Source organism: Hydrogenophaga sp. (assembly GCF_028698005.1).
GTDB lineage: Bacteria > Pseudomonadota > Gammaproteobacteria > Burkholderiales > Burkholderiaceae_C > Hydrogenophaga.
In genome coordinates this window covers 1-10,489 of the sequence record NZ_JAQVEJ010000101.1, presented here as the reverse complement: position 1 = coordinate 10,489, position 10,489 = coordinate 1, and the positions used below count along the sequence as shown (strand labels likewise).

The following is a 10,489-nucleotide window of genomic DNA, read 5'->3' as shown; positions in this document are numbered from 1 at the left end:
CGGGGTCGTGCACCACGGTGTCTTACATAGAAGATTTACCAATAAACAAACAATTTAATATTCGTTTGTGTATTTGGAAGGCTTCAAGACAATCGAAGCCATGTCTTCTCCTACCGTCGTCATCGTGCCGGGATGGCGCAATTCCGGGCCTGGTCACTGGCAGAGCCTGTGGACCGAGCGCCTGCCGAACGTCCTGCGTGTCGAGCAGGACGACTGGGTGTCACCACTCAAGCACGCCTGGGTGGCACGGCTGGGCGAGACCATTGAGCGGGCGCCCGGCCCGGTGGTGGTGGTGGCCCACAGCCTGGGCTGCATCACCACCACGCACCTGCCGCCGGCCATCGCCGGGCGCATTGCAGGGGCGCTGCTGGTGGCACCGGCCGATCCCGAGCGCCGGGGCGTGCTGGCCGATTTTGCGCCCGTGCCCTACCAGAAGCTGCCCTACCGCAGCATCCTCGTGGCCAGCAGCAACGATCCCTATTGCCCGGTGCGTCTGGCCGGAGCCTACGCGCGGGCCTGGGGCAGCGAATTCGTGCGCCTCAACGAGGCCGGCCACATCAATGTCGACTCCGGGCATGGCGAATGGCCGCTGGGTCTGGCCTTGCTGCAGTCGCTCGGCGTGCCCGTCAGCGCCCATGCCGCGGCGGTGGCATGGCTTTGATATTCCAATAAGAAATATCAAAACAAGAATAATGTCGTTTGAGGATTAAGAGGTCGTCCGCACAATCAGACACACCGTGACATTCTGATTCAGAGACCCCGACATGAAAAACCGCCTCAAACTCACCTTCGGTGCCATCGCGCTGGTCACCGCTTCCCTGGCATCCGCCCAGGCCACCCTGCTCAATGTGTCCTACGACGTCGCCCGCGAGTTCTACAAGGACATCAACGTCGCTTTCGTCGAGCACTACAAGAAGACCACCGGCAAGGACATCAAGGTGGATCAGTCGCACGCCGGCTCCAGCGCCCAGGCGCGCGCGGTGGCCGACGGCCTGGCGGCCGACGTGGTGACCTTCAACACCACCACCGACATCGACTTCCTCGCCGACAAGGGCGTGGTGGCCAAGGACTGGCGCAAGAAGTTCCCGCACGATGCGGCGCCCACCACCTCGACCATGCTGTTCCTGGTGCGCCAGGGCAACCCCAAGAACATCAAGGACTGGGACGACCTGGTCAAGCCCGGCGTGCAGGTCGTGGTGGTGAACCCCAAGACCGGCGGCAACGGCCGCATGGCCTACCTGTCCGCCTGGGGCTACGTGCGCAGCAAGGGCGGCACCGACGAGCAGGCCGCCGAATTCGTGAGCAAGCTGTACAAGAACGTGCCGGTGCTGGCCCGTGGCGGCCGTGACGCCACCGGCATCTTCCTGCAGCGCAACATCGGCGACGTGCTCGTGACCTTCGAGTCCGAGGTCGTTTCGGTGGACAAGGAATTCGGCAAGGGCAAGGTCGATGCGATCCACCCGAGCGCCTCTCTCCTGACCGAGAACCCGGTCGCCATCGTCGAGCGCACGGTGGGCAAGAAGGGCACGGCGGCCGACGCCAAGGCCTATCTGGACTTCCTGTACTCGCCCGAAGGCCAGGAAATCGCCGCCAGGCACAACATCCGTCCGCGTGACGAGGCCGTGCTGAAGAAGCACGCCGAAGCCTTCAAGCCGGTCAAGCTGTTCCGCGTCGAGGACTACTTCGGCTCGCTGGCCGAGGCCCAGAAGGTCCACTTCAACGACGGCGGCAAGTTCGATTCGATCTATACGAACAAATAACACCCCCTGCGCCGCTGACGCGGCTTCCCTCCTCTCGCTGGCGCGCCGCTGCGCGGCGCTGGGAGGGGGGACGGCACCTGCGGACCGGCGGAGCCGGTTCCGTGGTGCCCCGGGGCGGGAAAGTCGCTCGCGCGTTGCGGGCCATCCCGCTGTCCCTCGTCATTCCCGCACAGACGGGTTCCAGGCATTTTTCTCATGACCACCGCCGCATTGCCTTCTTCCGCTGCTGGCCAGCGCCGTGCGCCGGCGCGGGTGCTGCCGGGTTTCAACATCACGCTGGGTTATACGCTGCTGTACCTGAGCCTGATCGTGCTCATCCCGCTGTCCACGCTGGTGTTCAAGACTTTCACGCTGACCTGGCCGCAGTTCTGGGAGGCCGTTTCCTCGCCGCGCGTGCTGGCCTCGTACCGGCTGACCTTCGGGGCCTCGTTCATCGCGGCGCTGGTCAACGTGGTGGCCGGTCTGCTGGTGGCCTGGGTGCTGGTGCGTTATTCGTTTCCCGGCAAGAAGATCGTCGACGCCCTGGTGGACCTGCCGTTCGCGCTGCCCACCGCCGTGGCCGGCATCTCGCTGACCGCGCTGCTGGCCGGCAACGGCTGGATCGGCCAGTATCTGGAGCCGCTGGGCATCCAGCTCGCGTTCAACCCGAACGGCGTGGTGATCGCGCTGATCTTCATCGGCCTGCCCTTCGTGGTGCGCACCGTGCAGCCCGTGCTGGAGGACGCCGAGAAGGAACTGGAAGAGGCCGCGACCTGCCTGGGCGCCACGCGCTGGCAGACCTTCTCCAAGGTGATCTTCCCGACCATCCTGCCCGCGCTGCTGACCGGCTTCGCGATGGCCTTCGCACGCGCCGTGGGCGAGTACGGCTCGGTCATCTTCATCGCGGGCAACATGCCCATGATCTCCGAGATCACGCCGTTGATCATCATCGGCAAGCTCGAACAGTACGACTACGCCGGCGCCACCGCCGTGGCCACCGTGATGCTGGTCATCTCCTTCGTCCTGCTGCTGGTCATCAACGGCCTGCAGGCCTGGCAACGTGCCCGTACGGCAGGGAACTCGCAATGACACGCCAAACCGTCCGCACCGCCCAGCGCGGCACCACCGAGTCCGCCTGGGTGCGTTACACCCTCACCGCCCTGGCGCTGGCCTTCATGGCGCTGTTCCTCGTGCTGCCGCTGGCGGCCGTGGCCACCGAAGCCCTGCGCAACGGCTGGGACGCCTACTGGGAAGCGCTGAAGGAGCCCGATGCCTGGGCCGCCATCCGCCTGACGCTGATCACGGCCGCCATCGCCGTGCCGCTGAACCTGGTGTTCGGCGTGGCTGCCGCCTGGGCCATCGCCAAGTACGAGTTCAGGGGCAAGTCCTTCCTGACCACGCTGATCGACCTGCCGTTCTCGGTCTCGCCCGTCGTGGCCGGCCTGATCTACGTGCTGGTCTTCGGCGCCCAGGGCTGGCTCGGGCCCTGGCTGGCCGAGCACGACATCAAGATCGTGTTCGCCGTGCCCGGCATCGTGCTGGCCACCATCTTCGTGACCTTCCCGTTCATCGCCCGCGAGCTGATTCCGCTGATGCAGGCCCAGGGCAACGAGGAAGAGCAGGCCGCCATCGTGCTCGGGGCCACCGGCTGGCAGACCTTCTGGCACGTGACGCTGCCCAACATCAAGTGGGGTCTGCTGTACGGCGTGATCCTCTGCAACGCGCGCGCCATGGGCGAGTTCGGTGCCGTGTCGGTGGTGTCGGGCCACATCCGCGGCCAGACCAACACCATGCCGCTGCACGTGGAAGTGCTTTACAACGAATACCAGTCGGTGGCCGCCTTCGCGGTGGCCTCGCTGCTGGCGCTGCTGGCCCTGGTCACGCTGGTGATCAAGAGCGTCGTCGAATGGCGCAGCGAACGCGAGTTCAAGGCCGTCGCCGATCTGCCGCCCGAGCCGCCTTCCGCGCCCTCCACGCCGGCCAACCCCTCCGAGCCTTACGTGCACGTGCCCCTGGCCTCGCGCGCCGCCATCTGAAGGACATCGAACCATGAGCATCGAAATCCGTGACGTCAACAAGCACTTCGGCAGCTTTCACGCGCTGAAGAACGTCAACCTCGACATCGATTCGGGCGAGCTGCTGGCCCTGCTGGGCCCGTCGGGCTGCGGCAAGACCACGCTGCTGCGCATCATCGCCGGGCTGGAAACGCCCGACACCGGCTCCATCCTGTTCAGCGGCGAGGACACCACCGACGTGCACGTGCGCGAGCGCAACGTGGGCTTCGTGTTCCAGCACTACGCGCTGTTCCGCCACATGACGGTGTTCGAGAACGTGGCCTTCGGCCTGCGCGTCAAGCCCCGCGGCGAGCGTCCGAGCGAGGCGCAGATCCGCCAGAAGGTCACCGATCTGCTCAAGCTGGTGCAGCTCGACTGGATCGCCGACCGCTACCCGGCCCAGCTCTCCGGTGGCCAGCGCCAGCGCATCGCCCTGGCGCGCGCGCTTGCGGTCGAACCCAAGGTGCTGCTGCTGGACGAGCCCTTCGGCGCGCTCGATGCCAAGGTGCGCAAGGAGCTGCGCCGCTGGCTGCGCCGCCTGCACGACGAGCTGCACGTCACCTCCATCTTCGTCACGCACGACCAGGAGGAAGCGCTGGAGGTGGCCGACCGCGTGGTGCTGATGAACCAGGGTGTGATCGAGCAGGTGGGCTCGCCCCAGCAGGTGTGGGACCACCCCGCCAGCCCCTTCGTCTACGGCTTCCTGGGCGACGTCAACCTGTTCCACGGCCGTGCCCACGAAGGCCTGCTGCACCTGGAGGGCGTGGCCATCCAGGCGCCGGAACACGCCGACGCGAAGAACGCCCAGGCCTTTGCCTATGTCCGCCCGCACGACCTGGACGTGCAGCGTTACCAGGCCGGTTCGGGCGCGGAAGGCATCGTCGCCCGGCTCGACCGCGCCATCGTCGTCGGCCCGATCGCGCGCCTGGAGCTGATCCCGGTGGAGGCCGGGCAGCGTGAAGGGCACGATCCGCTGATCGAGGCCCAGATCCCGGCACAGCAGTTCCATGACATGGGGCTGCAGGAAGGCGAGATCCTGGTGGTGTCGCCGCGCAAGGCGCGGGTGTTTCTGCAGCAGGCGGCCTGAAGGGCCGCCGGTCCGGGCGGTGGCCTGGACTCAGGGGGCCGCTGCCGGTGCCTGCACCGGTGTGCCGACCAGCGCCCTGAGTTCCTGCTCGTCCAGCGTCTCGCGCTGGAGCAGGACGTGCGCGGCGCGCTCGAGCACCGCGCGGCGCTCGGTCAGCAGCGCGGTGGCACGCTCGAATGCCTGCATCACGATGCGGCGCACGGCCTCGTCGATGCGTTGCTGCGTCTCGGGACCGATGCGCCAGCCGCCGCCCGTGGCCAGGCCGGGCAGGTCCAGGTAGGTGGGCCGCTGGGCTTCGTAGGCCACGTAGCCCAGGGACTCCTCCATGCCGTAGCGGGTGACCATGTCGCGCGCGATGTCGGTCACCTTGGCCAGATCGTCGGCGGCGCCGGTGGACAGGTGCTCGAACACCAGCTTCTCGGCCGCGCGGCCGCCCAGCAGCACCATGATCTTGCGCTCCAGCTCCTCGCGCGTCATCAGGAAGCGGTCCTCGGTCGGGCGCTGGATCGTGTAGCCCAGCGCGCCGATGCCGCGCGGGATGATGGACACCTTGTGCACCGGATCGGTGTCGGGCAGCGCCATGGCCACCAGCACGTGCCCCATCTCGTGATAGGCCACCACCTCGCGCTCGCGCGGGTTGAGCACACGGTTCTTCTTCTCCAGCCCGGCCACGATGCGCTCGATCGCGGTGTTGAAGTCGGCCAGCGTCACCTCGGGCGCACCGCGCCGCGTGGCCGCCAGCGCCGCCTCGTTGCACAGGTTGGCCAGATCCGCGCCGGAAAAGCCCGTGGTCAGCGCCGCCACCTGTTCCAGGTCGAGGTCTTGCGCGAGCCGGATCTTGCGCACGTGCACCTTCAGGATCTGCACCCGGCCGCCCTTGTCGGGCCGGTCCACGAGCACCTGGCGATCGAACCGTCCGGCGCGCAGCAGCGCCGGGTCGAGGATCTCGGGCCGGTTGGTGGCGGCCAGCAGCACCAGGCCCGAGGAGCTGTCGAAGCCGTCGAGTTCCACCAGCAACTGGTTGAGGGTCTGCTCGCGCTCGTCGTGGCCACCCACCGGCGAGGCCGCACCGCGCGCGCGGCCCAGCGCGTCGAGTTCGTCGATGAAGATGATGGCCGGTGCCTTGGCGCGCGCCTGCTCGAACAGGTCGCGCACGCGCGCCGCGCCCACACCCACGAACATCTCGACGAACTCGCTGCCGCTGATGCTGAAGAAGGGCACGCCGGCCTCGCCGGCCACCGCCCGGGCCAGCAGCGTCTTGCCGGTGCCCGGCGGGCCCACCAGCAGCACGCCCTTGGGCATGCGCGCACCCAGCCGGCCGTAGCCCTGCGGGTCCTTCAGGAAGGCGACGATCTCCTGCAGCTCGGCCTTGGCCTCGTCCACGCCCGCCACGTCCGAGAAGTCCACCCCGGTATCCCGCGCCACATAGACCTTGGCGCGGCTCTTGCCCACGCTCATGAAGCTGCCCATGCCGCCGCCCATGCGGTCGGCAAAGCGCCGGATCAGGAAGTACCACAGCGCGAAGAACACCGCCGCCGGCGCCACCCACGAGAGGATGTCGCGCAGCAGCGTGCTTTCCACCACGCGCGTGTAGGGCACGTCGTAGCGCGACAGGCGCTCGGCCAGGTCGGGCGCGACGCGGTTGGCCACGATCATGGTCTTGCCGGCCGCATCGGGCGACTTGAGGCGGCCGGTGATGGTGGTCTCGCCCACCGTCACCTCGGCCACGCGGCCCTCGGCCAGCGCCTGCTCGAACTGGCTGTACGGTACCGGCTCGACCGTGCGCGCCGTCTGCCAGGTGGACTGGATCCACAGCAGGGCCAGCATGGCCAGCAGCCAGTAACCCACGTTCCATTGGGTCTTCGGGTCGGGTTTCAAGAAGGGTTCTCCGGTGGTTTCGGCATCAAGGCCGTTCGTCGCGCAGCGCCAGGTGCCGGCGCAGGTCGTGCACTTCCTCGATCAGGTCGGTCACCAGGGCCGCCAGGTGGGGGTCGGCGTCGAACTGCCGTTCGATCTCGGCGATGCGGCGCACGCGCCAGACCATCCGGCTGCTCAGCAGGCGCCGGCCGTCCTGCCAATGGACGTCGATCACCTCGTCCTCGATGCGGCGCAGGATCCAGTCGGTGCTCATGCAGCAGACCCGGGCCATCTCCTCGATGCTCAGCCACTCGGCGTCGGTCCAGGTCGCCCCGGCGTCTGCGGTGGTGTCGTCGTTTCGGCTCATCATTGCACTCTCCGTCCGGGTTGACCGCTCAGCGCGGCCGCGGGTTGAAGCCGGGATAGGCCTGGGCCAGCGCCGTCCAGGCGGCCTTCTGTTCCGGTGTGACCGCGCCCGGCACGGCGATGTCCAGCGCCAGGTACAGGTCGCCGGGCTGGCGGCCCGGGATGCCCTTGCCGCGCACGCGCAGCTTGCGCCCGGTACTGGAGCCCGCCGGCACCACCACCGTGAGCGGGCCGGCCGGGGTCTGCACCACGATGTCGCCGCCCAGTGCCGCCTCCCAGGGGGTCACGAACACCTGCAGGGTGACGTCGCGGCCGTTGACCCGGTGGTGCGGGCCGGGCCGGATATCCACCCTCAGGAACAGATCGCCCGCCGGGCCGCCGCCGAAGCCGGGCAGGCCCTGGCCGGCCAGCCGGATGAGCTGGCCCGCGGCCACGCCGGCCGGTATCCTGACCTGCAGCGTGCGCCGCTCGGGCACGACGCCACCGTCTTCCGTGGCCCGCAGGGTGTCAAGCTGCAAGGTTTTTTCCGCACCGTGCCAGGCCTCCTCCAGGTCGAGCTCGATCTCGGCATGCTGGTCTTCGCCGGGCCAGGCCTGCGGCCCGCCGCTGCGGCGCGAGTGCTGGCGTGCCCGCTCGCGCGCCGCCCGCCCGAACAGCTCCTCGAAGAACTCGCTGTGGTCCTGCGCGAAGCCCGCTCCCGCTCCCGCGCCCTGGCCGTGGGCCGCGGTCTGCTCGTAGCCCCGGTTCCAGCCCGGCGGGGGCCGCACGTCGTCGGCGCTGCGCGCACCCTGCGCCCAGGCCTGGTGACCCACCTCGTCGTACACGGCGCGCTTCTTCGGATCCGACAGCACCTCATTGGCCTCGTTCACCTCGGCCATGCGCCGGCCGGCGTCGGGTTCCTTGCTCACGTCCGGGTGGTACTTGCGCGCCAGGCGCCGGTAGGCCTTGCGAATCTCGTCCTGCGTGGCCTGGCGGCTCACACCCAGCACGGCGTAATAGTCTGGCACCTTCATCGGCGCTTCCCTCCATGTGACCTTGTCCAGCCCGTACACCGGGCCATGAGAAAATCAACGGTTTTTGCCGTATTTTTGCAGCGTCGTGACACCGACATTGTTGAGCATAGACCCCATCGACGATACCCTGTGGGCCGATATCCAGCGCGTGCAGGCCGAGGTTTACCACCAGTTCGAGCCCGAAAACCAGGCCACCCTGCGCAGCAAGTGGCTGGCTTCGCCCGATTGCTGCTTCGTGGCGCGCACGCGCCAGGACGACCCGGCGCGGCCCGGGGTGCTGGCCTACCTGCTGGCCCATGCCTGGCACAGCGACACGCCGCCCAAACTGTATCAGCCGATCGCGCCCGGTGCCGGTACGGGGCACCACCTGTTCCTGCACGACCTGGCCGTTTCCCGACGCGCCGCCGGACTGGGGCTGGGCCGGCAGATGGTCGAGCGCCTGCTGGGCCGGGCCCGTCGGCGGGGTTTCGGCCAGATTCGCCTGGTGGCCGTGCAAGGCTCCGTACCGTTCTGGCGCAAGATGGGCTTCGAGCCCGTGCCGGGCGCGCAGGCCAGCGCCAGCTATGGCAGCGACGCCACGGTGATGCGGCAGGTGCTCAGGGCAACCGGGCCGTGAAACGGCGCCCGTGAGCCCCATGAGCCATTAGACTGTGGCCATGAGCGCTCCTGCCGCCTTTGCCCAGACACCCGCGCCGCCGTATTACGTGGTGATTTTTTCGTCCCGGCGCACCGCGGACGAGGGCGGATACGCGGCCATGGCCGAGCGCATGGCCGCGCTGGCGACCCGGCAGCCGGGCTTTCTCGGCATGGAAAGCGCGCGCGGCGCCGACGGCTTCGGCATCACCGTGTCGTACTGGTCGTCGCCGAAGGCGATCGCCGCCTGGAAGGCGCATGCCGAGCACCTGGTGGCCCAGGAAAAGGGCCAGCGTGCGTGGTACGAACACTACGAGATCCGGGTAGCCAGGGTGGAGCGGGCCTACGGCAGGCCGGCCGCATGAAATCCCGGCCACCGGCGCGGCCGCCTGTCCATGCCGCGGCCGGCTCGGCAGGGGAGGTATTCACGGCGTTCCTGCGGCTCGGGCTGACGTCCTTCGGGGGCCCGGTGGCTCACCTGGCTTACTTTCGACGCGAATTCGTCGAGCGCCGCGCGTGGATGAACGAAAGCCAGTTTGCCCAGTTGCTGGCGCTGTGCCAGTTTCTGCCCGGCCCGGCGAGCAGCCAGCTCGGCGCGAGCATCGGGCTGCTGCGCGCCGGCTGGGCGGGTGCGCTGGCTGCGTTCCTCGCCTTCACCTTGCCATCGGCGGTGCTGCTGTTCGCACTCGCGGCCTGGCTGCCGTCCGTCTCGGGGCCGGTGGGCGATGCCGCCCTCCATGGACTCAAGCTGGTGGCGCTGGCGGTCGTCGCGCAGGCCGTGCTGGGCATGGCCCGGCCGTTGTGTCCCGACCTGTCGCGCCGGGCGGTGGCGGTGGCCGCTGCCGCGCTGGTGCTGACGGCCGGGCAGACGGGGGTGCAACTGCTGGCCGTGGCGCTGGGCGCGGTGGCGGGGCTCGTGCTGTGCCGGGGCGTGCCAGCGGTGCCCGGCGCCGGCCTGCCCACCCTGCGCCATGGCCCGGCGCTGGGTGGGGCGCTGCTGGCGGTGTTCGCGCTGCTGCTGGTGGGCCTGCCCCTGCTGGCCGCGGCACACGGGGGTGCTGGTCTGCTGTCGGTGATCGATGCGTTCTACCGCGCGGGTGCGCTGGTGTTCGGCGGCGGCCACGTGGTGCTGCCCTGGCTGGAAGCGGCGGTGGTCGGTCCGGGCTGGGTGTCCACGGACGACTTCCTGGCCGGCTACGGCGCGGCGCAGGCGGTGCCGGGGCCGATGTTCACGCTGGCGGCCTACCTGGGGGCGCGCCTGCCGGGCAGCGCCGGGGGGATCGTGGGCGCATCCGTTGCGCTGGGAGCGATCTTCCTGCCGGGACTGTTGCTGGTGACGGGTGTCCTGCCCCTGTGGCGCGCGGTGGCCGGCCGGGCCGTGGCGGCGCGTGCCATCGCGGGGGCCAATGCCGCCGTGGTGGGGCTGCTGGGGGCGGCGCTGTACGACCCGGTCTGGACCGGCGCGGTGCGCGGGCCCATGGACATCGCGATCGCGCTGGCGGGTGTGGCGCTGCTGGTGGTGGGGCGCGTGGCCCCGCTGCTGGTCGTGGCCTGGTGCGTCGCGGCCAGCGTTGTGGGGGCGTTCTGGTCTTAGGGCTTCTGCGCGCTTACCTCGAGCGCTGTCCCTCGGTCAGGGTGTCGAGCTGGAATTGGCCGCTCTTGTCCCACAGCCAGGTGTCGGTGTAGACGACGCTGCCCAGCCGGATGGGGGCGGGGTAGGGTGGAGCGGCCTGCACGGCG

11 protein-coding genes are annotated in these 10,489 nt (G+C 69.1%); 8 read left to right on the top strand and 3 right to left on the bottom strand.

Annotation, left to right across the window (positions count from 1 at the left end; genetic code table 11):
* Positions 1 to 100: 100 nt before the first annotated feature.
* The 5 genes from PHQ87_RS10705 (at position 101) to PHQ87_RS10685 (ending at position 4,880) form a co-directional block, all read left to right on the top strand.
* The gene (locus PHQ87_RS10705; protein WP_300233815.1) at positions 101 to 661 is read left to right on the top strand and encodes an alpha/beta hydrolase; all 561 of its coding nucleotides are present in this window, start codon (positions 101 to 103) and stop codon (positions 659 to 661) included.
* Positions 662 to 764: 103 nt separating this feature from the next.
* Positions 765 to 1,760, top strand: coding sequence for a sulfate ABC transporter substrate-binding protein (locus PHQ87_RS10700; RefSeq protein WP_300233812.1), 996 nt, complete (start codon positions 765 to 767; stop codon positions 1,758 to 1,760).
* 195 nt (positions 1,761 to 1,955) lie between these two features.
* Positions 1,956 to 2,828 carry a sulfate ABC transporter permease subunit CysT gene (gene cysT / locus PHQ87_RS10695; RefSeq protein WP_300233809.1) on the top strand — a complete coding sequence of 291 codons (873 nt, stop codon included), beginning with the start codon at positions 1,956 to 1,958 and terminating at the stop codon, positions 2,826 to 2,828.
* Positions 2,825 to 3,775: a sulfate ABC transporter permease subunit CysW gene (gene cysW, locus PHQ87_RS10690; protein WP_300233806.1), complete on the top strand. Its 951-nt coding sequence runs from the start codon at positions 2,825 to 2,827 to the stop codon at positions 3,773 to 3,775. Before cysT ends, cysW begins: the two co-directional genes overlap by 4 nt.
* A 13-nt stretch (positions 3,776 to 3,788) precedes the next feature.
* Complete coding sequence (locus PHQ87_RS10685) at positions 3,789 to 4,880, top strand: sulfate ABC transporter ATP-binding protein (protein WP_300233803.1); 1,092 nt, start codon at positions 3,789 to 3,791, stop codon at positions 4,878 to 4,880.
* Between the two features lie 30 nt (positions 4,881 to 4,910).
* Here PHQ87_RS10685 and ftsH read toward each other — a convergent pair whose 3' ends face one another.
* Genes ftsH through PHQ87_RS10670 form a run of 3 tightly spaced genes read right to left on the bottom strand, consistent with a single transcriptional unit; the run spans position 4,911 to position 8,116 of the window.
* Entirely contained in the window at positions 4,911 to 6,758 is a 1,848-nt protein-coding gene (gene ftsH / locus PHQ87_RS10680) for an ATP-dependent zinc metalloprotease FtsH (protein ID WP_366524461.1), read from the bottom strand.
* Between the two features lie 25 nt (positions 6,759 to 6,783).
* Positions 6,784 to 7,107, bottom strand: coding sequence for a MerR family transcriptional regulator (locus tag PHQ87_RS10675; RefSeq protein ID WP_300233800.1), 324 nt, complete (start codon positions 7,105 to 7,107; stop codon positions 6,784 to 6,786).
* A 25-nt stretch (positions 7,108 to 7,132) separates the two neighbouring features.
* Complete coding sequence (locus PHQ87_RS10670; protein WP_300233797.1) at positions 7,133 to 8,116, bottom strand: DnaJ C-terminal domain-containing protein; 984 nt, start codon at positions 8,114 to 8,116, stop codon at positions 7,133 to 7,135.
* A gap of 100 nt (positions 8,117 to 8,216) precedes the next feature.
* Between PHQ87_RS10670 and PHQ87_RS10665 the strand changes: the two genes are divergently transcribed.
* The 3 genes from PHQ87_RS10665 to chrA are packed head-to-tail and all read left to right on the top strand — an operon-like array spanning position 8,217 to position 10,343.
* Positions 8,217 to 8,732 (top strand): GNAT family N-acetyltransferase, encoded by a 516-nt coding sequence (locus PHQ87_RS10665; protein ID WP_300233794.1) that lies wholly within the window; start codon positions 8,217 to 8,219, stop codon positions 8,730 to 8,732.
* 40 nt (positions 8,733 to 8,772) lie between these two features.
* Positions 8,773 to 9,114, top strand: coding sequence for an antibiotic biosynthesis monooxygenase (locus PHQ87_RS10660; RefSeq protein WP_300233790.1), 342 nt, complete (start codon positions 8,773 to 8,775; stop codon positions 9,112 to 9,114).
* Positions 9,111 to 10,343: a chromate efflux transporter gene (gene chrA / locus PHQ87_RS10655; protein ID WP_300233787.1), complete on the top strand. Its 1,233-nt coding sequence runs from the start codon at positions 9,111 to 9,113 to the stop codon at positions 10,341 to 10,343. The genes PHQ87_RS10660 and chrA overlap by 4 nt, the downstream gene beginning before the upstream one ends.
* The last annotated feature ends 146 nt before the right edge of the window (positions 10,344 to 10,489 follow it).